Here is a 24,916-nt window from a genome sequence, read left to right on the forward strand (position 1 = left end):
CAGGTGGTTCAGGGCGAGCCTTTCCACATTCGTCGCACTTTGCACCGCAATTCGCCCAACATCAAAGCTGTATCCACGTCGCCTTGAGGTTTTCATACTTCTCCAGCGCATGCAGCGACTTGTCGGACCCGTTACCCGATTGCCGGACCCCGCCCAACGGCGACGTGATATCCGAGCCCGAAAAACAATTGACGTGCACCTGCCCCGATTTGATCTGCCGCGACAATCGGTGCGCCCGTGACAGGTTGGACGTCCAGACGGCAGATGAAAGCCCGAATACCGTTTCGTTGGCGATCCTGATTGCCTCTTCCTCGGTGTCAAAGCTCCGGGCAGCCAGCACCGGGCCGAAAACCTCGTTTTGCACGATGCTCATGTCTGGCGTCACGTCCCGCAGAACGGTGGGTTGATGATAGAAGCCTCCGCTTTCGGGGAGCAAAGCATTGCCACCGGCACACAAATCCGCCCCTTCGGAAAGCGCCAATTCCACGGCCTTTTCGGTTTTTTTCAACTGCGCTGCATTGGCCAGCGCGCCGGTCGTGTACTCAAGCTTCAAAGGGTGACCGACTTTCAATGCTTCGGCATGTGCGCAGACCATCCCAAGAAACTCGTCATACACGGATCGTTCCACGGCCAGGCGTGAGGCCGCGACACAAACCTGTCCGTTGTTGCGAAAGATCGAAGCCGCCGTTTGGGCAGCCGCGACCTCAAGATCGGGCGCGTCCGAGAAAACCAGATTGGGTGATTTTCCTCCGAGCTCAAGATAGACCCGCTTGAGGTTGGATCGTCCAGAATACTCCATCAGTTTCCGGCCGACGACACCCGAACCGGTGAAGGCAATAACATCGACGTCCATATGCAGACCCAGCGCCTCACCCACAACCGGGCCGCGACCGTTTACAAGGTTCAAAACACCCGGCGGCATCCCGGCCTCATGCGCCAGTTCCACGAATTTCGTCGTCGACAGGCACGCGTCCTCCGAAGGCTTGATCACCACGGAATTCCCCGCAGCCAATGCAGGCGCGACCTTCCACGCGCCGATCATCAACGGGAAGTTCCAAGGAATGATCACACCAACGACGCCGACAGGTTCCTTATGGATCAGTGACAACACATCCGGACCGGTCGGAGTAATCTCGCCCGCTCGCTTGTCGATAGCCTCGGCATAATAGCGGATCGTGGCTGCCGCGGACAAAGGCTCTCCCTTTAGTGCCATGCGGATATCCGTACCGTTATCCCGAACACCAAGTACAGCGATGTCCAGCGCTTTGGCCTCGATCAGATCCGCCCAGTTCAGGAGCACTTTCTTGCGCACCGCCAGAGGCATTGCCGCCCATACGCCCGCCTCAAAGCTCTGACGCGCGGCGGCCACGGCGCTATCGACATCCGTTGCGCTGCTGTCCGCCAGTGCGCTGAAAGGTCTGCCGTCAATCGGGCTGGTGATCTCAAGCTCTTGCCCGTTGGCTGCCGCTCTGGCCTGACCATTTATGATGTTCAATGCCTTCGAGGCCGGTGCTTGCGCAATGTCGTCAATGTACGTCTGATCCAGTTGGGTCATGCCAGATCCTTTGTCTGTATCGGGCGTCAAAAATCCGCCCAGCCTTCGGTGGCTTTTTCCGCTGATTGCCCAGGGAACAGAACCTGCAGCCTTGCATAGGCTGCGTCGACTTCACCTGCTTCAGCGCGAATTGTGTGAATCGGAATCGTTCGCTCATAGGCAGAGCCCGTCGTCGGGAAAACCTGATCGATTGCAAGCAATTCGGTACGTCGAAACCGGCACAGGTGTTTGAAGACAGCGCGAACCACGTTTTCATCATATTGCGCGTCACGCGCGTCTTCGTCTTCCAGCCCGTTCCAGCGGTTATACAGCCTGCGCGATGCAAGCCAGAGGTCGCGAACAATGTAGGGCGGCGCGTCCTTTTCTTCGTGCGCGTTGCGGGGGTTGGAAAACGTTTCGGCCCGAAATCCTTCAATTTTCTGACGTAATGCGTTCGTCGGGACGGGTACCAGGACAATGGTCTGATCTGACGACAACAGGTCCTCGATTGCGTCGTTTTCTTTGTGCAAAAGCTCGATAAAACGCCCACCAATAACGGGAAGCTCGATGACCACAAGGTGTTTCGGGTCCGGATGCGTTTCCTGCCATTTTTGCAAGCCCTGACGCACCCACAAGCCAACAGCCTTTCGCACACCGGGGTGAGTGAGGTTGTCGATTTCAGGATAAAACGCCAGCCATTTCGATTTTTCGAAGGCCTGCCGGGCGTCGTCCCACTGCATCGTGTGGACAGCACGACCAGCTTCCCCCGCAAGAATTGTAAGCTGCTGGAACAGCAGGCTTTTCCCGGTCCCCGGCAATCCCGCGATGAACACGACGCGGGATTTGGCCGCCGCGTTCAGCGTCCGGCGCAAATCCGACCCGTCAGGTATTATACAGTTGCTCAATCCGGATCTCCTCAGCGGAATTGATCGACACTTGGCATGTCGTCAAAGGGCACCTCGATCACTGTGGGCACGTCGTCCGTTGCGATGCCCCGCGCAATCGCAGACCGCAGTTCGGCCGCGTTGGTTGCCCGCATGGCCTGCGCGCCAAAGCTCTCGACCATGCGGCAGAAATCAGGATTGACCAGATCAGTTGCGATGACACGGCCGCCATAATTATTTCTTTGCATCTGCTGCACATTGCCGAACTGATTGTTGTTGAACAACACCGTCACCAGCGGAATCTTATGCTGTACTGCGGTTGCCAGCTCTTGCACGCCGAACATGAAACCACCGTCACCTGTGATCGAGATCACGGGCACATCCGGGCGGGCCACTTTGACGCCCAGCGCAGTTGGGAAACCGTAACCCAGCGTGCCCTGATACCCGGTCGAGATATAGGTGCGCGGGTTGTAGACCGGATAGACGATGCGGCTGGCAAAGCCCACCTGTGTCAGCTCGTCGACAAAAACCCCCTCTTCTTCCAACTCTTCCCGAATGACATTCAGATAGGTGATCTGCGGTTCGAGTATGGCGGAGCGTTTCGCCCAATCCGCCTTGGCCTCAAGCAGCTCATCCTGACGAGAGGCGCGCCCGCGATTGTGGTGTTCAAGCCGCTCCAACAGGAATGGCACTGCGGTTTCGGCGCGCGAAGTAACTGCGATTTTTGGGTGCGCAAAAAGCTCGTGAGTATTGGGGTCGGTATCAATCCGGATAATATCCGGTTGATGCCCCTTGACCCATTTGCCCATCGGCACCCGCATGTTGCTGCCGATTGAAAGAACCACATCCGCCTTGTCCCACAGGGGCCGGGCCGCGGGCAGATGCAGCGAATACGGGCTGCGTGCATCCACAATCCCCATCCCGGTCCGGTAGCCCACAACAGGCGCCTGCAATGCTTCGGCGAGCCTACGAACAGCCGGGCTGGCGTCCATTGCTCCGCTGCCGACAAAGATCATCGGTGTTTCCGCCTGTCCTAACAGCGCGGCAGCCCGGTCCAGTGCCTCTTCATCCAGCGGTGGAATATCGGGTTCTGCCGATTTCTGGTTCAGGTCAACGGGCCCTTGCGCGGCCAGAATATCCATCGGTATTTCCAAGCCGACCGGCCGAGGGCGGCCGGATTCGATCTGGCGAAACGCCTCGTTGATCAGAACGGGAATACTTGCGGGATCATTGGCCCTTGCCGCCCATTTTGTCAGGTTGCCAAGGATTTGCAGTTGCCCCTCGATCTCGTGCAACTCACCCATCTTCTTACCGATCTTGTGCGATGAGATTTGTCCGGTCAGGCAGAAAACCTTGGCGTTCAGTGCATATGCGGTGGACAGGGCGGCAGTTGCGTTCAGCAATCCCGGCCCCGGAACAACGTTGAAAACCGATTTGTCCCCCGTCGCCAGCGATGCGCCTAGCGCCATATAGGCCGCGCCCTGTTCGTGCCTTGTATGAATGATCCGGAACTTCGAACGATGGTCGTAGAATGCATTATACAACCAGTCGTTCTGCACACCTGGCAGACCAAACACTGTTTTCACTCCGTGATTGTGGAGCGAGAGAACAGCCGCTTCACCGCCTGTCATAACCTGCGTCATATTTCTGTTCCCAAAACTGATTGCAGCGCAGCCAGCAGCCGCTTGTTGTCTTCGGGTTTGCCCACCGTAGCTCGGATATGATTGGGCAGGTTGAACGCGGGCCGGACCATGACTGCCTGCTGGACCAAAGCTTTCGTAAGGCTATCTGCATCATGACCAGCGGGGCATCGGAACATCACGAAATTGGCCTGACTTGGCGTCGTCTGCAACCCAAGCGCCTCGAGAGCCTTTGCCAGTTTTGGACGTTCGGCGTGGTTGTTCTCAACGGTTCGAGTAAGATGCTCCGCATCGCCCAACGCCGCGATTGCCGCTGCCATGCCGGCCGAGTTTATGTGAAACGACCGTTTCAGGCGCTGAATTCTGGCGACCATTTCAGGACGGGCAATCCCATACCCAAGGCGCATTCCAGCCAGCCCGTAGGCCTTGGAAAAACTATGCACAATGACGATATTGCGCCCGTTTTTGACGTGACGACTTGCGTCCGGCAACCCCTGATCAGTGGCGAACTGGTAATAGACCTCGTCATAGATCAGGGTCACGTGGTCGGGCAGCCTGTCGATGACAGCGGTCAAAGTATCCTCCCCAAACCACGTGCCGGTAGGGTTGTTCGGATTACACAGATAAACCAAACGGGTCTCGGGCGTGACTGCGTCCAGAAGGCCGTCAACATCGACTGCATAGTTCTTGCCGACAAGCTCGACCATGCGAACCGTTGCGGCCTTCTTATTCAAGGATGCCGCGTAAGCTCCGAAACAAGGGGGGCAAATGATGGCTTCCGCGCCATCCGCAAGGATCGCATCTTCGATCAGGGACAGAACTTCGACACCGCTGTTCGCTGCGAAAAAGTGCTGGGGGGTCAGGCCCCGCCCATGAAACTCCGCCAGCGCCTCGCAAAGCGCGGAGTCATTGCGCTCGGGGTACAGGTTGGCCTCTTCAATCGTGGCAAGCGCCGCTGAGACGGCTTTGGGTGATGGGCCAAACGGGTTCTCGTTTGACGATAGCTTGGTAACCGGCTTCCCGTCAGTTAGCGTTGCTACCTCTTTGGCCGACAAGCCCGCCTTGTATTCCGTTGATGTTACATCATTCATTCCGTACGGCGTCCTCTGTTCATGACCGGCGCATGTTTCCATTGGTTGCGAAACTAACATATCGATACACTCCATTCTGTCCCCCGCAGCAGGGGACATGGCCTGCTTTCGACTGCTCGCTTGCGCCTGTCGCGTTGCCATCGCCCAAGAACTTCCGCATCATGAATTCATGTCACTCGAAACCATCTTCAGCGGAAAAGAATCGCAGGAATTTCTGGAAATTCTGGCGCCCTGCCTGTCGACGGCTGGCACGGCGGAATTCAATGTTCATTTCCTTGATCTGATCGAGCGCGTCGTCAAAGCCGACCAATGCCTGATCTTTTCCTACAAACACGATCGCCCCCACTGTTACCTGTCGTTCAGCAAGAGACAAAAACAATCGGCAACAAACATCGCTCAGAAGTATTTGCGCGGGGAATATGCCGATGATCCGGTGCTGGAAGAAGTTCAGTTGGTCAAGCAGGATAGAAAGATGCGCGTCCTCACTCTGAACGAGGTTCGGGATCGGATGCCGGATTCCTATTTCCAGAACTTTTTCACAAAAACAGGCATAGCGGACAAAATTTCGGTCCTGTGTTGTGACGGAGACGAAGTGCTGGGGATGAGTTTCTACCGTTTTCAGGAAAACGGACACTTTGGTATCAGCGAAGACAACTTGCGTCGCGATTTCTGGACACTGGTTTCGAAGATCGCCTTGCTGCATTACTCCGCCGGTCAACCAGTGCAGCTAAGGAGCCCCCTCAATTCACTATCAGCCCGCGAGAAGGACATCTGCGAAGGTATTCTAATGGGGAAAACCACCGACACTATCGCGTGGGAGCTGAACCTGGCCGCAAGCACGATCAATACTTACCGAAAGCGGGCTTACGGAAAACTGGGCGTCAACTCAAAATCAGCACTGTTCGAATTGTGCAACCCGGGAAATTGAGCATTTGACCCGAGAATGCGCACTGCAAGAAAGCTCCTCTGTTTTAAGAGCTTCTCGGACAAAATCAGCTTTTGGCGATCCACGGGCTTAGCAGGATCGCAACCATTCGCCAGCAAGAGTGGCTCAGGCATTATTTCGACCGGGAATGCCTCAACCTGCAGAGCCTTTCAAACCGTCCCGCGCCCTTTGGGCTGACTGTCGGATACTGCGTGCGAGAGCCGTGACGTCGATCTCGGTTGCAACAAAAGTTGCGCCTTGATCGACGTAAGCCCGCTGTTGAGCCGGATCGAGTGTTATTATACCTGCCGCTTTCCCCGCGGCGGCAATCTTGCGAATACTGTCCAGAATTACCTGCTGAACCTCTGCAGCATCAGATTGACCGAGATACCCCATATCGGCGGCCAAATCTGCCGGGCCGATGAACACACCATCTATCCCATCAATGGTCAGGATCTCATCCAAAGCCGCCATACCCGCACGGTTTTCGACTTGCACCAGCAGGCAGATTTCATCATCCGCTGTCGTCACGTAGTCGTCTATCTCACCAAATCGCGACGCGCGCGCCAACGAGGCCCCCACCCCACGGACGCCCTGTGGTGGATAAGTCACGTCGCGCACCAGGGCACGCGCCTGTTCAGCGCTTTCGACCATGGGGATCAGCACTGTTTGAACCCCAACATCCAGAAGCTGCTTTATGATCCGGGTGTCCCCTATGGGCGCTCGCACGGCCGCGTGACTAGGGTAAGCGGCCAGAACCTGCAACTGAGCCGTGATCGACCGCAGGTCATTCGGCGCATGCTCACCATCGATCAAAAGCCAATCGAAACCGGCCGTCGCCGAGATTTCCGCTGCATAAGGATCTGCCAGACCGAGCCAGCACCCCAATTGCAGTTCGCCCCGCTTCAGAGCAGCCTTCAAAGGATTATGTGGTGCAGGCATGTTGACCTCGTTCAAGATTGATAGCGTCAGCGCCTAAAACAGCATCCAGCAAGTCGGATGAGGCAAACGGACAATACGATGTGAACGGCGTAGCTCATTGTCCGCAAGGCACAATTTCTTGCGCAAAATAGTTGTCACTTTCGGCCTAAGCGTACAACCCGCATGCACGAAAATGAGCTTGTCATTCAAACTCGAACCAAAATCCTGACGCCCGGTCAAGCCCGAGGAAACGAGGTTTCATCATCAATGGTGTTGCAACTTTCGGTTTGATTTGGATTATCAAGGGCATGATGGCCGAAAAACTCGGCCACCCGCATTCTCTGCGGCAAACAAAAAACTGGGGAGACCAAGATGACTTTGAAACACCTGATGATCGCGGCAAGCGCGACTGCGCTACTTGCGGCGGGCGCTTCGGCGGAAACGCTGCGCTGGGCACGTGCCGGTGACGCGTTGACGCTTGACCCGCACGCGCAGAATGAAGGTCCAACTTCGGCGTTGGCCCACCAGATCATGGAACCGCTGGTCATGCGCGACATGACCGGAGCCATGGTGCCTGCGCTGGCCACAGAATGGGGACCATCCGAAGACAACCCGAATGTCTGGGTATTCAAACTGCGCGAGGGCGTCACCTTCCATGACGGCGCTGAGTTTGACAGTGAAGACGTGGTATTCTCGCTGAACCGCGCGATGACGCCGGATTCCGACTACAAGGAACTGCTTGCTTCAGTGAAAGAGGTCCGCGCACCGGACAAATACACTGTTGAAATCGAAACCGATGGTCCGAACCCCATCATGCCCAACAACCTGACCAACATGTTCATGATGGACAAAGGCTGGGCCGAGGCCAACAACGCGGTCAAGGTTCAGGACTATGAGGGTGGCGAAGACACTTTTGCCGCCAAGAACGCAAACGGAACCGGCCCTTACAAGCTGGTCAGCCGCGAACCCGACGTGAAGACGGTTCTGTCCGTGAACGAAAACTATTGGGGCAAAGACGAGTTCCCAATGCAGGTGACCGAGATCGTCTACACCCCGATCCAGAACGCGGCGACCCGCGTTGCAGCGTTGCTGTCGGGTGAGGTGGACTTTATCCAGGACGTACCGGTTCAGGACCTGGAGCGCGTTGCAAGTACGGACGGGCTGGATGTACGCACTGCACCGCAGAACCGCGTGATCTTTTTCGGGATGAACATGGGGGACGCCGATTTGTCGTCGGACAATGTCGATGGCAAGAACCCGCTGTCGGATGTGCGAGTGCGTCAGGCCATGTCCAAGGCCATCAACCGCGATGCGATCAAACAGGTCGTGATGCGCGGACAGTCGGCACCAGCAGGTATGATCTCACCGCCGTTTGTGAACGGATGGGATGCCGATATGGATGCTTCGTCGTCGACGGATATCGAAGGTGCCAAGGCACTAATGGCCGAAGCTGGTTATCCCGATGGGTTCTCGATCACATTGAACTGCCCGAATGATCGCTACATCAATGACGAGGCGATCTGTCAGGCGGCAGTCGGTATGTTGGCCCAGATTGGGATCGCGGTGAATCTGGATGCCAAACCGAAAGCTCAGCATTTCCCGCTGATCAACAATCTGGAAACCGACTTCTACATGCTGGGCTGGGGCGTTCCGACCTATGATTCAGAGTACATTTTCAACTTCCTGGTTCATACCAAGGGTGAAAAGTACGGCTCGTGGAACGGTACGCGTTACAGCAACCCGGATCTGGATTCCAAGATTGTCGCTCTGGCGTCCGAGACCGATCTTCCGGCGCGTGACAAGCAGATCGCAGATATCTGGCAAGTTGTTCAGGATGAACAGCTTTACATCCCAATCCACCATCAGGTTCTGAATTGGGGCATGAAGTCGAATGTCGGCACAGGCGTCGCTCCGGATGACACTGCCAAGTTCAAGTATTTCACACTGAACTGACAATCACCGAGTTGATGAAACAGGGCGCGAATTCGCGCCCTGTTTTTTTTGATCCCGGTCACGCCCCCGTGATCTCAGCGTGAGAATTCCTTTACGCGGCGCTGAAAAAGCCAGAAGGTTCGGGGACAAACAGGGAGTTTTCGCCATGATCCTCAGGAACAGCGTCGTTGGTCTTGCCATGCTGGTGGCAGGGGCTGCGCAGGCCGCCGAGTTCAAATGGGCATCAACCACCGATCCACAAACAATGGACCCGCACGCGGTCAACTCCGCTGCGGTTCTGGGATTTCTCAACAATGTCTACGAAGGATTGGTTCGCCGCGGCAAGGATATGACCGTCGAGCCTGCACTGGCCGTCAGTTGGGAGCCCATCGGTGACGGCGAAGGCTGGCGGTTCAGGCTGCGCGAGGGAATTACTTTTCACGATGGAAGCAGCTTTGACGCTCAGGACGTCCTGTTCAGCTATCAGCGCGCGTCCAGCGAAGCGGCGGACACCCGCAGTTGGTTTGCCCCGATCAGCGAGGTGAAGGTTGTCGACGACTATACCGTCGATTTCATGACAACTGCGCCCAATCCCCTTTTCCCGTCTTCGATCGCCAATTGGATGATCATGGATCAGGGCTGGACCGAAGCGAATGATGCCGTGGTCCCTGACAAGGAAACCGGCAATTACGCGACCATCAACGCAAACGGCACCGGAGCCTTCAAAGTCACCGCGCGCGAACCCGGGCTCAAAACCGTGCTCGAACCCTTTGAGGGTTGGTGGGGAGAACCCGAGCACAACATCACCCGAGCCGAATTCAATCCGATCCAGAACCCGGCAACGGCGGTGGCAGCCCTGTTGTCCGGTGACGTGGACATGATTAATCCGGTTCCCATTCAGGACGTTGCCCGACTGAAAGGTAATGCCGATGTCAACGTCATTCAGGGCATCGAAGCACGCGTAATCATGCTTGGTTTTGACCACGATGCCGAGGCGTTGAAATATACTGCTGACGCCGGCAAACCGAACCCGTTCCGTGACCCGCGCGTTCGGCAGGCAGTGGCGCAGGCCATCAATGTCGATGCCATACTGGCCACCATCATGCGTGGGAGTGCCGCGCCTGCGTCGCAACTCGTCAGCCCGGCAATGAGCGGGTATTCATCGGCCAATGCCGCACGTCCCGCATTTGACCCCGAAGCGGCGAAATCTTTGCTGGCAGAGGCGGGCTATGCCGACGGGTTTTCGTTCGGATTGAAATGCCCGAACGACCGGTATCTGAATGATGAGGCCGTCTGTCAGGCCGTGGTTGGTATGCTGGCTCAGATCGGGATAACCGCAGAACTGGAGGCAATGCCGGTCCGGAATTACTGGCCCGAGCTGCGCGAGGACAACTACGACATGTACCTGCTGGGCTGGAGTCCGGGGACCTTTGACGCCGAACATCCTGTGCGCTTTCTGGTTGCGACCCCCAATGAAGAGAAGAAACTCGGCAGCTGGAATTTCGGTGGCTTCTCGAACGAGCGGATCGACGAGCTGTTGCCGATGATCCAGTCCGAACTGGATGCAGATAAGCGACAGGCCATGCTGGACGAAGCGGCCCGGATCATTCAGGACGAGCAGGCTTATGTTCCCATGTACGTTCAGCCTCTGGTCTGGGGGACACGCGGCAATATCGAACTGACGCAACGCCCGGACAACTTTTTGATCCTGCGCTGGGTCACGGTGAACTGATCCGATGGGACTGATGATCGCGGGCGTTTATCACATCGAAGACCCCGCCCCTGACACGCAGCTTGACGGCGAATACCGCCGTCAGGCTTCGACCATCCGCCACCCGCTGCCCGAAGGCCCGTATGAAACGGGCCGCTTCCATCTTTATGCGGCATGGAACTGCCCGTGGGCTCACCGGGTTCTTCTGACGCGCGCCGTTAAGGGCTTGGAGGACCTGATTACCGTGGCCTATGCCAACCCTCGTCGCACAGCGGATGGTTGGGTGTTCTCGGAAGGTGCCGACGGGCTGTTCGACGCAACAGCCCTGCATCAAGTCTATACCCGCGTTGATCCAGCCTATACAGGACGGATCACCGTGCCGTTGCTTTGGGACCGGATTGAAAACAAAGCCGTTTCAAATGAATCTTCAGATCTGGTCCGTGCGCTGGGAACGCTACCCAATTTCGGGCCGAACCTGGCTCCTGTTGACATGTTGCCAATGATCGAAAGCTGGAATGCCAAAATCTACCCGCGCCTCAACAACGGGGTTTACAGGGCCGGTTTCGCACGAACCCAAACCGCCTATGAGGCCGGCGTTCGGGACGTGTTCGAAATGTTGGATGAGTTGGAAACGCATCTTGCCGAACACCGATTTCTGTGCGGAGACATCCTGACTGAAGCAGACTTGCGTTTGTTCCCGACCCTCGCACGGTTCGATGTCGCCTATCATTATGCGTTCAAATGCAACCTGCGCCGGTTGACCGACTATCCAAACCTATGGGGATATGCGCGTGATCTGTATGCCCGGCCGGAGATTGCCCGAACCGTCAAGTTCGACATCTATAAAGCGGGTTACTTTTCTCAGTCGGAACTACGCAATCCGCTGGGCATCGTACCGCTGGGGCCCGACGTCAACTGGGACACGCCACATAATCGTGGATCATGAGTTATGCTGATGTCTTGACCGCCCGGTCGGTGAAAGCATAGACAGACGGACCAACGAGGAAGAAGAATGTTCGCATATATCATCCGCAGAATGTTCCAGTCCGTGATCGTGCTGTTGGTCGTGGGCTTGGTGGCATTTTCGATGTTTCGCTTTGTCGGCGATCCGATTGACAACATGCTTGGGCAGGAACGTACGCAGGCCGACATAGACCGGCTGCGAACCGAACTTGGCCTGGATCAACCCTTTCCGGTCCAGTACTTCAAGTTTCTGCAAGGCGCGGTTCAGGGGAATTTCGGCGTCTCTTACCGGCAAGGCCGCCCGGTTTCCACGATTATCGCCGAACGCGCCCCTGCAACACTGGAGCTGGCATTTGTGTCGGGATTTCTGGCCATCACGATGGGCATTGCTCTGGGCGTCTTCACCGCCATACGACGACAAGGTGTTGCAGCAAATATCATCATGACGGTCAGTCTGATCGGGGTCTCGCTACCCACGTTCCTGATCGGTATCTTGTTGATCTACATCTTCTCGGTCGAGCTTGACCTGTTGCCAAGTTTCGGTAGGGGTGAGACCGTGATGATCGGCAATTGGTCTACCGGGTTCCTGACCGCATCCGGCCTTAAGGCGCTGATTCTGCCGGCAATTACACTCGGCCTGTATCAAATGACGCTGATCATGCGGTTGGTGAGATCCGAAATGCTCGAAGTATTGCGCGCCGATTATGTCCGCTTTGCCCGCGCGCGCGGACTGTCGGACCGGGTGATCAACTTCCGCCACGCGCTGAAGAACACTCTGGTGCCCGTGATCACCATTACGGGCCTTCAACTTGGCTCGATCATCGCCTTTGCCATCATCACCGAGACAGTATTCCAGTGGCCCGGTGTCGGGTTGCTGTTCATCAACGCAATTCAGTTCGTCGATATCCCTGTGATGGCCGCATATCTGATGCTGATCTCGGTGATGTTCGTAACGATCAATCTGATCGTCGATCTTCTGTACTATGCCATTGACCCGCGCCTGCGTGTCGACGCGAGGGCCACATGACCGATATCACAGAAACCCAAAAGGCTGCGCCCAAATCGCGCTTTGCCAAGTTCTGGGACAGCGATTTCGCATGGTCCTACCGCCACTCGCCTGTGGCAATCGTCGCCTCACTGGTGGTGGTGATCCTTGTTCTTGCTGCGATTTTCGCGCCGCTGATTGCGCCCTATAACCCGTTCGACCCGGCGACCCTGAACCTGATGAACGGCTTTACCCCACCTGGTACGCCGAATGCCTTCACGCAGGATACGTTCCTGCTGGGCACCGATGATCAGGGGCGCGATGTGTTCTCGACCATACTTTATGGAATGCGGATATCGCTTTTCGTAGGTGCGTCCGCAGTGCTGCTCGCCATGATCATCGGAGTGGTACTCGGGCTTGTGGCCGCCTATTTCGGCGGCTGGATCGAGACGCTGATCATGCGCATCGCGGATGTGCAGCTGACCTTCCCGGCCATACTGGTGGCGATGCTCATCTTCGGGATCGCCAAGGGCGTGACCCCGCCGGAATACCGTGACGAGATGGCCATATACGTGCTGATAATCGCGATCGCCCTGTCCGACTGGGTGCAATTCGCGCGCGTCGTACGCGGTGCAGCGCTGGTCGAAAAGAACAAGGAATACGTGCAAGCCGCGCGCCTGATCGGGCGCGGGTCAGTCCCTATCATGTTCCGGCACATCCTGCCCAACGTCCTGAGTCCGGTGCTGGTGATCGCCACGATCTCACTGGCGCTGGCAATTATTGCCGAGGCGACGCTCAGCTTCCTTGGCGTGGGGGCTCCTCCGACCCAGCCGTCACTGGGCACGCTCATCCGCATCGGTCAGGGTTTCCTGTTCTCGGGTGAGTGGTGGATCCTGTTCTTCCCGGCCTGCACGCTGCTGGCCCTTGCCCTGTCGGTCAACCTGCTGGGTGACTGGCTGCGCGATGCGCTGAATCCCAAACTACGGTGACGTTGATGAGCCTTCTTACAATCCAGAACCTCACCGTTGAGTTTCCGACCCGCCGCAAGCTTTTTACGGCAGTGGATCACGCGGATCTTTCCGTAGAACCCGGTGAAATCCACGGGCTGGTCGGTGAATCCGGTGCCGGTAAATCCACCATTGGGGCGGCGGTCATGGGCCTGCTGGATCGCCCCGGTCGTATCGCCAGCGGCGAGATCAAACTGGGCGGAGAGCAGATCAGCGGGCTTGATGCCGAGGCAATGCGGGGTTTGCGCGGCAAGAAAATCTCGATGATCTTTCAGGACCCTCTGACTTCGCTGAACCCGCTTTTCACTGTGCGCGAGCAACTGACCGAAACGATCCAGGCTCATCTGGGTGGTTCCGAAGCAGAGGCCAATGATCGGGCCCGGGCGCTGATCGATCGGGTTGGCATCCCCGACCCGGACACGCGGCTGGACCAGTACCCGCACCAGTTCTCGGGCGGGATGCGACAGAGGGTGGTCATCGCGCTGGCGCTTTGCACCGAACCCGATGTGATTATCGCGGACGAACCGACAACAGCGCTGGACGTATCCGTGCAGGCGCAAATCCTGGACCTGATCAAGGAGTTGGCACGCGAGCGTCAGGTGGGCGTCATTCTGATCACCCATGACATGGGCGTGATCGCGGACACAACGGATCGGGTTACCGTAATGTATGACGGCAAGGTGGTAGAAAGCGGCCCTACCTCACGGGTCATGGGCCGCCCCGATCATCCCTACACCAAGTCGTTGATCGCTGCGGTACCGCGTCCGACGCTGAAACTGCATCGCTTCCCGCAGATCAGCTATGGCGGTCGCGAAACCCGTTTCGCCATCGAGGATATGGCGCGTCATTGGCCCAAGGTGAAAAACGATACAACCAAGCCGGTATTCGAAATCCGCAACATCTCGAAACACTTCTTGCAACGCCGTGGCCTGCTGCCGTGGGATCGCACTTATTTCACCGCCGTGGACAATGTCAGTTTTGACATTCAGGCCGGCGAAGTCTTCGGCGTTGTCGGGGAATCGGGGTCCGGAAAATCAACGGTCGCGCGCATGATTGCCGGGCTTTATCCGGTCGACGGGGGTACCATTACCTTTGACGGTAAAGTGGTCAGCGACCTGAGCGACAAAGCCGGTCTGGACGCCTATCGCAAGAACATCCAGATGATCTTTCAGGATCCGTATTCCTCGCTGAACCCGCGCATGCGAGTCGACGATATCGTGGCTGAGCCAATCCGCCATCATCGCCTGATGCAGGGCAGCGATGTGAAACGCCGCGTGGATGAGTTGCTGGATCAGGTCGGGCTGGGCTCCGAGGCCGGTTTGAAATATCCGCACGAATTTTCGGGCGGCCAACGGCAACGGATTTCGATTGCCCGTGCGCTGGCGACACAGCCGCGGTTTCTGATCTGCGATGAGCCGACCAGTGCGCTGGACGTCTCCATTCAAGCGCAAATTCTGAACATCCTGAAAGACCTGCAGGAACATCTGGGACTGACCATGCTGTTCATCAGCCATGACCTGCCGGTCGTGCGCCAGATGTGCGATCGGGTTGCGGTTATGAAGCAAGGCCAGATGGTCGAAATTCAGAAAACAGATGACCTGTTTGCCAAACCGCAAACGGAATACGCCCAAGAGCTGCTGACCCTGATGCCAAAACTCGATGACCTTTCGGTAGAAGGCCTGGGAGTTGAGGCGTAGCTGTAAGGTTCAAAGGGCGCTGCCGGGAGTTTGCCCCACTATTGGGCAGGCTGGGGAACCTAAAAAGTTGGTTTTGTGCAGGCGAACAGAATTGAAAAAGCTTCAATCCATCGCCACAACGGCCGTCAGCTTTTCCCATTGGCTGCGACCAATGGCGTCTTTGGATGCAAGCAGCCAGTAGGTTTCGTGATGGTCCAGCACGTCATCGCTTAATGGTTCCAGAGTTCCGGCTTCAATCTCGCGGGAACACAAGGGCAGTGACGCCAACGCAACTCCCAGCCCTTCCCTGGCCGCTCCGAGCGCGCTCAAAAACGTGTCGAACCGAAGCCGCGACGCGGGTTCAGCGGGGATGCCAAATCGGCTTGTGTAGTCGCTCCAGCCCGGTCGCGGTCCGGTGCAGGAAATGCGCGGCCAACTTTTCCAGTCCCCACCCAACTCTTTCAGCCGCGGCGACGCTACGGGAACCAGGGCCTCTCGATACAAGGGTTGCTTGTAGTCGTGCGGCCAGTTTCCCGCTCCATAGCGGATCTGGATGACATCATCCAGCGAGGCTAACTGGCTGCCAAGAACCAGCGACTGGATGGACAATTTCGCACCCGTTGCCTTTTGAATTTGCGACAGGCGCGGCGTGAGCCAGAGGTCGATGATCGACTGACTGGCCGATATGGTCAGGCTGTCTCGCCCACTCGAAAACAACGCCTCAGAACTTTCCCGCAATTCGGTCAGGGCGGCCTGCACCGGTGGCAACCAGGCTTCGCCTTCAACAGTCAGGGAAATGTTGCGTGCATTTCGAACGAACAGCTTGGACCCCAGGTGTTGTTCCAGATTGCTGATGCGCTGGCTAATGGCCGGCTGCGTCAATCCGGTCTCCCTGCCTGCGGCTGTAAAGCTGCCACATCGGGCGGCGGCTTCGAAGGCGCGTATCCACTCCAGAGGCGGTAGCTGGAACTTTCGATCACTCATTAGCAAAACCGATACATACTGCGGTTATTTCTGATTTGAGTTTATCCGTTCAATGTACAATTTGTAAGACGAACGACGACACGCCACTTCCATAGCTGAGAGAATGATCATGGAAACAGCCGTTGACCCCACAGGCCGCATCCTGACCTTGAAAGAAGGCAATGAACTGATGCGTTTTCACGCGATTTGGTTGCGCGACAATGCTCAGGATCCGGACACGCGGTCGCCGTCCAACGGCCAGCGACTGATCGCGCTGCGCGACATTCCCGGTGACACGCGGATCGCGTCCGCATCCTGCAGTGAAACCGGTGTTGAAATTCGGTTTGAGCCCGAAGGCAAAACAGTCCTGTTTTCCCCCGATTGGTTGCGCGCCCATACATATGACCGCTCCACAGCGAAGAACCGCGGGTGGTGCGCTGAAGATGTCGAACTTTGGGATTGCGGCATCTCGGGCAACGTTCCGACCGGCAAGCTCAGCGCTTTGGAGCAGCACAACGGTGGACTTGCCGAGTGGCTTGAGGGCGCAACCCGATACGGCTTTGCCAAAATCGAGGGCGGTCCAGTAGAAGAAGGCGCCTTGTTTCGCGTGGTCGATCTGTTCGGTTATGTACGTGAAACCAACTATGGCCGCCTGTTCGAAGTTCGGACAGAAGTGAACCCGACGAACCTGGCCTTTACTGGCCTGGGTCTTCAGGCCCACACGGACAACCCCTATCGCGACCCCGCCCCCACGGTGCAGGTTCTGTATTGCCTCGAAAGCACGGCCGAGGGCGGAGAAAACATGGTCGTCGACGGATTTGCCTGCGCCCGTCGCCTGCAAGAGGAAAAACCGGACTATTTCGACGTACTCGCAAATCATTGCGCACGATTCGAATATTCAGGCGAAGACGGCGTCTGCCTGACGTCCCGCCGCCCTTTGATCGAACTTTCGCCGGATGGTGAATTGATCGCAGTGCGGTTCAACAACCGGTCCTTGGCGACGGTGACAGACGTCCCGTTTGACAAGATGGATCTTTGGTACACAGCTTATCGACGCTTGGGTGAAATCATCGACGACCCCAGGATGGAGGTTACCTTCCGGCTTGAGCCGGGCGAAGGCTTTATCGTCGACAACACGCGTGTACTTCATGCGCGCAAGGCGTATTCCGGCACAGGAAAACGTTGGTTGCAGGGCTGTTACGCCGACAAGGACGGATTGCGCTCTACCCGCGATGCCATGCGACGCAACCGGCTGGAGGCAGCACAATGAGCACGCAAGACAAAGACCTGACACCTGAAACCATCGTTGAATTTCTGGGTTCCATTTTTGATCGCCGCGGCGCCGAAGAGTATCTGGGCGAACCCGTCACGATGGGTGAGCACATGCTGCAAGGCGCCACTCTGGCGGAAAAGGCCGGGCACTCAGAGGAAATCGTGGCCGCCGCTCTGTTGCACGACATCGGGCATTTCACCAGTGAATTCGGGACATTCACGATGGAAGACACCGAAGATCGCCATCACGAGGATGCGGGCGCCGAGGTACTGGAACGTTTCTTCCCCTCGGTAATCACGGATTGCGTTCGTTACCACGTGGCGGCAAAGCGCTATTTGTGCGCCACCCGCCCGGAATACCTGCGCCGTTTGTCCGATGCCTCGATCCACTCTCTGAACCTTCAGGGTGGACCAATGAGCGACGACGAAGTCGCGGAGTTCCAGCGCCATCCAAATCTGGAGGCAATCATCGCCGTCCGCTATCTGGATGATGCCGGCAAGCAGAATGGGATGGAGACGCCGGATTTCTGGCACTTCGCTCCAATTCTCCAACGACTGGTGGATCAACGTTGCCGGCCGACAGAGGCATAGCCGCTTCCGCTCGAACCGCTATATCCCATCCGTCCGATCCGGTTGCGTGCAGTGTGTACTTCGCACCTGCACCCAAGTTTACTGGCTTCCGATTGCTTAAATGATGCGCGAAAGGACCTGGGGCCAAATGTCTCGGTCAGCGGCTGTATTGGAGAATACAGTTGTGGTTTTTGGCGTTATCGATAATAAGGCCGGTGAAAAATAGGGATCCTGAGAAAATATCGATAAAATGAAAGACACTACCTTTTCCTGGACTCGCGAGGCCGCGCAGGCCGTGTATGACCTCCCGCTAATGGACCTTCTGTTTCGCGCTCAGACCGTTCACCGCGAGCATTTCGATCCCAATAAGGTTCAGACTTCAAAACTGTTATCGATCAAAACAGGAGGCTGCGCCGAAGATTGCGCCTATTGCTCGCAATCGGCCCGCAACGGCTCGACACTCTCGGCATCCAAACTCATCGAGGTTCAGCGCGTTCTTGCAGAGGCACGCAAAGCCAAGGACGGCGGTGCAACGCGTTTCTGTATGGGCGCGGCGTGGCGCGAGCCCAAGGATCGGGACATGGACGCTCTTGTCGCCATGGTCGAAGGGGTACGCGAGCTTGGTATGGAAACCTGCATGACGCTTGGCATGCTGGACGACAATCAGGTCATCCGGCTGCGCGATGCTGGGCTGGATTACTACAACCACAATATCGACACGTCTGAACGGTATTATTCCGAGGTCATCACCACCCGCACATTTGCCGATCGGATTGACACGATGAACCGTGTGCAGGAAGCGGGGATCAAAGTGTGCTCCGGCGGCATTCTGGGAATGGGTGAAGAGGTTCAGGATCGTGTCGATATGCTCGTGACGCTGGCCAACATGGAGCCAGCTCCGGACTCGGTTCCAATCAACATGCTGATGCCTCAGGAGGGTACGCCCTTGGCCGATGCCACGCCAATCGACCCGATTGATTTCGTGCGCGTGATTGCCACGGCCCGCATCATGATGCCGAAATCATACGTGCGCCTGTCTGCCGGTCGCAGTGACATGAGCGACGAGTTGCAAGCTATGTGCTTCCTGGCCGGGGCAAATTCGATCTTTGTGGGTGAGACCCTGCTGACGGCAGAAAACCCTGAAGAGGATACGGACGCGATCCTGTTCGCCAAGCTCGGAATTGAGGCGGAAACCGCAGCCGATCCATCCTGCGCGGAAGCCGCTGTATGAAGGCTTTGAGCCGCCTACAGTCCATGCTGGAGGCACTGGACAACAGGCATCGGCGCCGCGCCCTTTCACCACGGTGCGGGTTGGATTTCGCGTCCAATGATTATCTGGGGCTGTCGCAATCCCCGCTATTGCAGCAGGCGGCTCGGCACGCACTGGAACAAGGCGTTCCGCTGGGCTCGGGCGGGTCGCGGCTGTTGCGGGGGAACCACCCCGAACACGAAGCGCTGGAGCAGGAGGCCGCCGCGTTCTTCGGTGCCGAAGCTGCTTTGTTCATGGGGGGTGGATTTCAAGCGAACCAGGCGATATTCTCGACCCTTCCGGCTGCCGAAGATTTGATCCTGCACGATGAACTTGTGCATGCCAGTGCGCATGAAGGCATGCGCATCGGCAGGGCTCAGGTGCGCTCGTTTGCCCATAACGATGTGAACGCAGCGCAAAGCGCTATTCGCGATTGGCGGGCCGCTGGTGGTTCAGGTCAAATCTGGATTGCCGTGGAAAGCGTCTATTCCATGGAAGGCGATATGGCGCCTTTGGAAGACCTGTCCAGATTGGCTTGCGATCATGAAGCCATTCTGGTCGTGGACGAAGCGCATTCCACAGGTGTTTTCGGACCGAACGGCAAAGGGCTGGCGCACGGCCTGAATGCCGAGGTGCTGACACTGCACACCTGCGGAAAAGGGCTGGGTGTTTCCGGCGGGCTGGTCTGCGGAGCGCGCGTTATGATCGATACGCTGATCAACCGCGCAAGGCCTTTCATCTTTGCAACGGCCCCTGCCCCATTCTGTGCCGCTCTGGTACGAAGCGTGCTTCGTCAACTGCAATTGGACAACAGCCTGAGCGAGTCTGCACGGTCCCGCATCCGGTACGCTCATCGCGAAGCGCTGCGCCATGGTGTTCCGAAGGGCGCGCTGAACAGTCAGATCATCCCCATCAATCTCGGTGAAGACGCCCCAACAATGGCCACTGCTGCCGCATTGCAGGCCCGGGGCTTCGACGTTCGCGGTATTCGCCCTCCGACCGTGCCGCGCGGCACGTCACGGTTGCGGATATCCATCACGGGCAATGTCGACACCGCCGACATCGCCAATCTGTTTGAAAACCTCGCCCGTCACCGAAAGGAAGCCGCATGGGCGCCGTGATCGTGACTGGCACCGATACCGGGGTCGGAAAAACCGTATTCGCCGCAGGGTTGGCCGCAGCGCTTGGCGCCAGCTATTGGAAGCCCGTGCAGTCCGGCCTTGAAGAAGCTACCGACACCGAAACGGTCACAAATCTTTCCGGTGTCACATCCCTTCCCGAAGCCTACCGGCTTAACATGCCGGCCTCACCGCACCTGTCCGCCGAGGATATGGGGATCGAGATCGACCTGTCGCGGCTCGCCCTGCCACAGGTCGACGGGCCTTTGGTGGTCGAAGGCGCAGGTGGGGTCATGGTGCCGCTGAATCGCGAACACTTTTTCCTCGACGTTTTCGCGCGGTGGCAGGCCCCGATTGTTCTGGTCTCCCGCACGGCACTTGGCACTATCAATCACACAAGCCTGTCGCTGATGGCCTTGCGCAACGCCGGGTGCCCTGTGGCCGGAGTTGCTTTTGTTGGCGACCCGGAACCGGCTGTCGAACAGACAATCGCTCAGATGTGCGAGGTCCGCCACCTGGGCCGACTGCCGCATATCGACAACCTGTCGCGCCGGACCCTGACCGAAGCCTTTGACGCCATCGACGTCGATGCAATCCGGAGCTTCCTGTGACCCCGCTGGAGTTTGACGCCCGCCATCTGTGGCATCCCTACACCAACGTGCTGGATCCGGGTCCGATGCACCTGATAACCGAAGCTGACGGTGCCTGGCTGACACGCGAAGACGGCACGCAGATGATCGACGCGATGTCATCGTGGTGGTGCGCGGTGCATGGGCATCGTCACCCGGCCATTGTTGATGCGATGCAGGACCAACTGGCGCAAATGCCACACGTGATGTTTGGCGGTCTGACGCACCAACCCGCAATCGATCTGGGACGAAAGCTGATCGACCTGCTGCCCGATGGCTTGGATCGCATTTTCTACAGCGACAGCGGCTCGGTCTCGATCGAGGTCGCGTTGAAAATGGCGGTGCAGTACCAGATGGCCATGGGTCGCGCCGACCGAACGCAGTTTGCCACCATCCGCGGTGGCTACCACGGGGACACCTGGAAGGCGATGAGCGTCTGCGACCCCGTCAACGGAATGCACGGGCTATTCAGCGGAGCCCTGTCGATCCAGCACTTCCTGCCGCGCCCGCCCATCTCATTCAATCAGGAATGGTCCGAGGATGCCGTTCTCAATGGCTTGGGCGCACTGGAGGAGCTGTTGGCCGCCAAGGCTGACCGGATAGCTGCCCTGATCCTTGAACCCGTGGTTCAGGGTGCCGGTGGAATGTACTTTTACCACCCGACCTGGCTGCAGCGCGCGCATGAAATGTGCAGGGCGCACGATGTGCTGGTGATCTTTGACGAGATCGCCACCGGGTTCGGACGCACCGGCGAGCTGTTCGCGATGCATCACGCCGACGTTCTGCCAGATATTCTCTGTCTGGGCAAAGCGCTGACGGGCGGGCATATCACCATGGCTGCAACGGTCACTACCGAAACGGTGGCACGTGGAATAGGTGAGAGCGAGGCCTGCGTTCTGATGCATGGCCCAACTTACATGGCCAACCCGCTGGCCTGCGCGGCGGCAAATGCAAGTCTCGGTCAGTTGATCGCAAGAGATTGGCGGGAAGAAGTCAGCGGCATTTCTGAACAGCTTTCGCAGGAACTTGCACCGGCCCGTGCACTACCGGGCGTCGCAGATGTCCGCGTTCTGGGTGCGATCGGCGTGATCGAGATGGAAGAATGGGTCGACCCCTCGGTCGCCCACGGGTTGGCGGGGGACACGGGCGTCTGGCTGCGCCCTTTCGCCAAGAATATCTATTGCATGCCACCATACATCATCACGCCGGATGAACTGAGCCGCGTGACCGCTGCCATGGTCTCGCTGGCGAGGGGCGCGTCGTGAAGTGTCAATGGCTTACCCGTTCCGAAACCCAGGATCTGATCCTGGTGTTCGGAGGTTGGTCTCTTGGCACGACTCCGTTTGCAAACCTTGCGGGCACCGAGGATGTTCTGTTTGTCGACGACTACACTACGCTGGATGATCCACTTCCTGAGCTGAAGCACTATGACCGGGTCCACATCATCGCTTTCTCATTTGGCGTGGCATCAGCTGGGCATTGGTTGGACCAAACGGGTTTTCGCCCGGAAAGCCTGATCGCCGTCAGCGGAACCCTGGTGCCTGCGGATGCGGAACGCGGCATCGCACCGGACGTGATCCAAGCCACAGCGGACAATTTGAGCACAGACAGTTTCGCCAAGTTCTGCCGCCGCGCCGGTCTGGAAGGCACCGTGCCGAACATAGACATTGAGGCAGCCAAGGCCGAACTCGACGCCGTGATCGCGCGCGGCCCGGCCCCTGAACAGAGCTTTGATCGCATCTGGATTCCGCAAAGGGACCGGATCATTCCCACAAAGGCGCAAGAGATCGCGTGGAAGCCGCAACAGCAGGCCATCCGCTTCGTCCCCGGCCCGCATGTCCCGTTTCGCGTCGGGCAAAACTGGGCGGACTGGATCGAATGAACGTCCATCTGACAGAACGCGTTCAGCGCAGCTTTAGCCGCAGCTTTTCCAGCTACCACGAATCTGCGTGCCAACAGGCACGGATTGCCGATCTGCTGGTACAGAAACTTCTGGAATGCGGTGCGCCACGTCATTTTACATCCGCGCTGGAATTCGGTTGTGGCACCGGTCATCTGACACACCGGTTGCGCGAAAGGTTCGGTTTCGACACGCTCACGGTCAATGACCTGTCACCTCACGCCATTGATACAGCCAACATGTTTCAGGCAGATTTTCTGTGCGGTGATGCGAGGACCGTGGAATGGCCTGCCAGGCCCGATCTGGTCGCGTCCGCCTCGATGATCCAATGGCTCTCCGATCCGGCCGCCTTTTTGGCCAAAGCCTCGCACAAACTTGCCCGCGGCGGCTGGTTGGCAGTTTCCGGCTTCGGCCCCGAGCAATACCGAGAGCTTGCTCAGATTGGCTCAGCCGCCAAAGCGCCCGGCCTGTGCAGATCCAAAGACTTGGTCACGGCCGTGAAAGGCGATCTGGAGATCATTGCCACCGGAGAAACCAAGCAGCAGATGCACTTTGCCTCGCCCCGAAAGGTTCTTGAGCACCTGCGGAATACAGGTGTGAACGGGCGCGCGCAAACGACCTGGACCAAGTCCCGCCTCTCGCAGTTCACAAATGAGTATGCCCGGCTGTTTGGCAGCGAATCAGGTGTGTGTTTGACGTATCACCCGGTCTGGATTATCGCCCGCAAGCACGCTTAAGTCGTGCAGCAATCATTCCACCTGTGGATTGAGTTTCAGACCCACTAAGCAGGTTTGCAGTGACCCGACAAGTTTCCTGCAAAACGCTGATCGCGAACGTATTCCGGTGTCGTCCCATAGTGCGCCCGGAATGCCCGCGCCAAAGCTGTTGCAGAAGAAAAGCCCGTTGCCGTCGAAATCTCCCGCTGTGGCATGTCAGTGTGCCGAAGCAGGCTGTGGGCACGCTCCAGACGAAGCTCCCGGTAAGTTGTAAGGAGCTTTTCCCCAGTCTTGCTCAGGAACCGCCGCTGCAACTGGCGCGTGGATGTTCCAAGTGACCTGGACAGATCCGGAATCCTGAGCGGATCTTCAACATTTTTTAGCATTTGCTGGATGGCCATTCTGACCGTCGGATCGGCTCCTGAACGTTGAATCAGACGATTGGCAAGTTGGCTTTCGCATGTCTGCTTCGGCTCGGTCAGGCCAACGTAGCCGCGCAAAGAATCTGCCAGATGCTCACCATGGTCCAGCGCGACGAACTCGGACAACAGCCTCAGAGCACTCAGTTTGGTAGACGCGCTATGCGTGCGACCATCCAAAGATCGTTGGGTGCCCGTTCCGCTGTCGATCAGCCCGACTTCCCGCGCCGCAGCCGAAAAATTTGGGTGAACAGCCGCAACGGTTTCGTTTGCCCGCCCCACGTGGGCCAGCAGCAACACCGCCCCTCCGACGAGAATGGTCCGGGACGACAAATTCATAATCTGGGTGATCCTCGACTTGTCCTGACCAACCGGCGCCCAGTTCTTGTTGATGTCCCCCCAGAAGATTGCAGTGCGACCGGCCCAGTACAAAGGTCCCCCCGGCGGTTCGTCGGCGATCACGCGAAACTTGATGTGGTACGCGTGACCTTCGACAAGTTCATTTAAAGCCCGGTAAAACTCGACAATCATTTCTGCCGACGTTTTTGCCTCGGGATCGGCAACGATTACGTCGATGTTCTGAGTTTTTTCAGGCGAGCCGGAAACAGGACTTTCCAAATGCGCATGGTCGTTTTTGAGGACATAGTGTTTCATTGCTCCTCCACCTGATTGATATGGGCAGCGCTTGGTGCTGATTTGCCCTCTTCCGGTTTCTGACCCCGCCGATTTACCGGCGGGGTATATTGTTTGTGTTGTTTTTATTCTGCGGCGTCTTCGTATTCCGACATTGGGGGGCAGGTGCATACGAGGT

At 57.5% G+C, this 24,916-nt stretch carries 22 protein-coding genes; 15 read left to right on the top strand and 7 right to left on the bottom strand.

The genetic code is table 11. The features are described 5' to 3' along the window. Nucleotides 1–61: 61 nt before the first annotated feature. The 4 genes from AC2TDJ_RS17615 to AC2TDJ_RS17630 are packed head-to-tail and all read right to left on the bottom strand — an operon-like array spanning nucleotide 62 to nucleotide 5,149. Nucleotides 62–1,555: an aldehyde dehydrogenase family protein gene (locus AC2TDJ_RS17615; RefSeq protein ID WP_480843976.1), complete on the bottom strand. Its 1,494-nt coding sequence runs from the start codon at nucleotides 1,553–1,555 to the stop codon at nucleotides 62–64. Between the two features lie 26 nt (nucleotides 1,556–1,581). Continuing rightward, nucleotides 1,582–2,439 carry a DEAD/DEAH box helicase family protein gene (locus AC2TDJ_RS17620; protein ID WP_480843977.1) on the bottom strand — a complete coding sequence of 286 codons (858 nt, stop codon included), beginning with the start codon at nucleotides 2,437–2,439 and terminating at the stop codon, nucleotides 1,582–1,584. Between the two features lie 11 nt (nucleotides 2,440–2,450). Next, nucleotides 2,451–4,061 (bottom strand): thiamine pyrophosphate-dependent enzyme, encoded by a 1,611-nt coding sequence (locus tag AC2TDJ_RS17625; protein WP_480843978.1) that lies wholly within the window; start codon nucleotides 4,059–4,061, stop codon nucleotides 2,451–2,453. Beyond that, complete coding sequence (locus AC2TDJ_RS17630) at nucleotides 4,058–5,149, bottom strand: pyridoxal phosphate-dependent aminotransferase (RefSeq protein ID WP_480843979.1); 1,092 nt, start codon at nucleotides 5,147–5,149, stop codon at nucleotides 4,058–4,060. The genes AC2TDJ_RS17625 and AC2TDJ_RS17630 overlap by 4 nt, the downstream gene beginning before the upstream one ends. 169 nt (nucleotides 5,150–5,318) lie before the next feature. Here AC2TDJ_RS17630 and AC2TDJ_RS17635 point away from each other — a divergent pair, with 169 nt between their 5' ends. Further along, nucleotides 5,319–6,077 carry a helix-turn-helix transcriptional regulator gene (locus AC2TDJ_RS17635; RefSeq protein ID WP_480843980.1) on the top strand — a complete coding sequence of 253 codons (759 nt, stop codon included), beginning with the start codon at nucleotides 5,319–5,321 and terminating at the stop codon, nucleotides 6,075–6,077. Between the two features lie 150 nt (nucleotides 6,078–6,227). On the opposite strand, the gene AC2TDJ_RS17640 is transcribed toward AC2TDJ_RS17635, so the two are convergent. Beyond that, nucleotides 6,228–7,016, bottom strand: a complete 789-nt coding sequence (locus AC2TDJ_RS17640) for an aldolase/citrate lyase family protein (RefSeq protein WP_480843981.1) — start codon at nucleotides 7,014–7,016, stop codon at nucleotides 6,228–6,230. 351 nt (nucleotides 7,017–7,367) lie between these two features. Between AC2TDJ_RS17640 and AC2TDJ_RS17645 the strand changes: the two genes are divergently transcribed. The 6 genes from AC2TDJ_RS17645 to AC2TDJ_RS17670 all read left to right on the top strand — a co-directional run bounded on the left by AC2TDJ_RS17645 (nucleotide 7,368) and on the right by AC2TDJ_RS17670 (nucleotide 15,290). Next, complete coding sequence (locus AC2TDJ_RS17645) at nucleotides 7,368–8,948, top strand: ABC transporter substrate-binding protein (RefSeq protein ID WP_480843982.1); 1,581 nt, start codon at nucleotides 7,368–7,370, stop codon at nucleotides 8,946–8,948. 145 nt (nucleotides 8,949–9,093) lie between these two features. Then, nucleotides 9,094–10,659 carry an ABC transporter substrate-binding protein gene (locus tag AC2TDJ_RS17650; RefSeq protein WP_480843983.1) on the top strand — a complete coding sequence of 522 codons (1,566 nt, stop codon included), beginning with the start codon at nucleotides 9,094–9,096 and terminating at the stop codon, nucleotides 10,657–10,659. Between the two features lie 4 nt (nucleotides 10,660–10,663). Next, nucleotides 10,664–11,584, top strand: a complete 921-nt coding sequence (locus tag AC2TDJ_RS17655) for a glutathione S-transferase family protein (protein ID WP_480843984.1) — start codon at nucleotides 10,664–10,666, stop codon at nucleotides 11,582–11,584. 66 nt (nucleotides 11,585–11,650) lie between these two features. Further along, entirely contained in the window at nucleotides 11,651–12,628 is a 978-nt protein-coding gene (locus AC2TDJ_RS17660) for an ABC transporter permease (protein ID WP_480843985.1), read from the top strand. Beyond that, the gene (locus AC2TDJ_RS17665; RefSeq protein ID WP_480843986.1) at nucleotides 12,625–13,575 is read left to right on the top strand and encodes an ABC transporter permease; all 951 of its coding nucleotides are present in this window, start codon (nucleotides 12,625–12,627) and stop codon (nucleotides 13,573–13,575) included. Before AC2TDJ_RS17660 ends, AC2TDJ_RS17665 begins: the two co-directional genes overlap by 4 nt. A gap of 5 nt (nucleotides 13,576–13,580) precedes the next feature. Then, nucleotides 13,581–15,290, top strand: coding sequence for an ABC transporter ATP-binding protein (locus AC2TDJ_RS17670; protein ID WP_480843987.1), 1,710 nt, complete (start codon nucleotides 13,581–13,583; stop codon nucleotides 15,288–15,290). Between the two features lie 102 nt (nucleotides 15,291–15,392). Here AC2TDJ_RS17670 and AC2TDJ_RS17675 read toward each other — a convergent pair whose 3' ends face one another. Further along, on the bottom strand, nucleotides 15,393–16,253 hold the full coding sequence (locus AC2TDJ_RS17675; RefSeq protein ID WP_480843988.1) for a LysR family transcriptional regulator: 861 nt from the start codon (nucleotides 16,251–16,253) through the stop codon (nucleotides 15,393–15,395). Nucleotides 16,254–16,356: 103 nt separating this feature from the next. Here AC2TDJ_RS17675 and tmpA point away from each other — a divergent pair, with 103 nt between their 5' ends. From tmpA to AC2TDJ_RS17715, 8 genes are all read left to right on the top strand, one after another. Beyond that, on the top strand, nucleotides 16,357–17,502 hold the full coding sequence (gene tmpA, locus AC2TDJ_RS17680; protein ID WP_480843989.1) for a 2-trimethylaminoethylphosphonate dioxygenase: 1,146 nt from the start codon (nucleotides 16,357–16,359) through the stop codon (nucleotides 17,500–17,502). Then, nucleotides 17,499–18,095 (top strand): (R)-1-hydroxy-2-trimethylaminoethylphosphonate oxygenase, encoded by a 597-nt coding sequence (gene tmpB, locus AC2TDJ_RS17685; RefSeq protein ID WP_480843990.1) that lies wholly within the window; start codon nucleotides 17,499–17,501, stop codon nucleotides 18,093–18,095. The genes tmpA and tmpB overlap by 4 nt, the downstream gene beginning before the upstream one ends. Nucleotides 18,096–18,324: 229 nt before the next feature. Then, complete coding sequence (bioB, locus tag AC2TDJ_RS17690) at nucleotides 18,325–19,305, top strand: biotin synthase BioB (RefSeq protein ID WP_480843991.1); 981 nt, start codon at nucleotides 18,325–18,327, stop codon at nucleotides 19,303–19,305. Further along, on the top strand, nucleotides 19,302–20,444 hold the full coding sequence (locus tag AC2TDJ_RS17695; protein ID WP_480843992.1) for an 8-amino-7-oxononanoate synthase: 1,143 nt from the start codon (nucleotides 19,302–19,304) through the stop codon (nucleotides 20,442–20,444). The genes bioB and AC2TDJ_RS17695 overlap by 4 nt, the downstream gene beginning before the upstream one ends. Beyond that, nucleotides 20,432–21,052 carry a dethiobiotin synthase gene (gene bioD, locus AC2TDJ_RS17700; RefSeq protein WP_480843993.1) on the top strand — a complete coding sequence of 207 codons (621 nt, stop codon included), beginning with the start codon at nucleotides 20,432–20,434 and terminating at the stop codon, nucleotides 21,050–21,052. The genes AC2TDJ_RS17695 and bioD overlap by 13 nt, the downstream gene beginning before the upstream one ends. Beyond that, nucleotides 21,049–22,335, top strand: coding sequence for an adenosylmethionine--8-amino-7-oxononanoate transaminase (bioA, locus tag AC2TDJ_RS17705; protein WP_480843994.1), 1,287 nt, complete (start codon nucleotides 21,049–21,051; stop codon nucleotides 22,333–22,335). Before bioD ends, bioA begins: the two co-directional genes overlap by 4 nt. After that, entirely contained in the window at nucleotides 22,332–22,952 is a 621-nt protein-coding gene (locus tag AC2TDJ_RS17710) for a pimeloyl-ACP methyl esterase BioG family protein (RefSeq protein ID WP_480843995.1), read from the top strand. The genes bioA and AC2TDJ_RS17710 overlap by 4 nt, the downstream gene beginning before the upstream one ends. After that, nucleotides 22,949–23,707, top strand: coding sequence for a methyltransferase domain-containing protein (locus tag AC2TDJ_RS17715; protein WP_480843996.1), 759 nt, complete (start codon nucleotides 22,949–22,951; stop codon nucleotides 23,705–23,707). The genes AC2TDJ_RS17710 and AC2TDJ_RS17715 overlap by 4 nt, the downstream gene beginning before the upstream one ends. A 44-nt stretch (nucleotides 23,708–23,751) precedes the next feature. On the opposite strand, the gene AC2TDJ_RS17720 is transcribed toward AC2TDJ_RS17715, so the two are convergent. Beyond that, nucleotides 23,752–24,759, bottom strand: coding sequence for a helix-turn-helix domain-containing protein (locus tag AC2TDJ_RS17720; protein WP_480843997.1), 1,008 nt, complete (start codon nucleotides 24,757–24,759; stop codon nucleotides 23,752–23,754). Nucleotides 24,760–24,916: the final 157 nt, after the last annotated feature.

It is taken from the genome of Ruegeria sp. HKCCD6647-2, assembly GCF_057221075.1.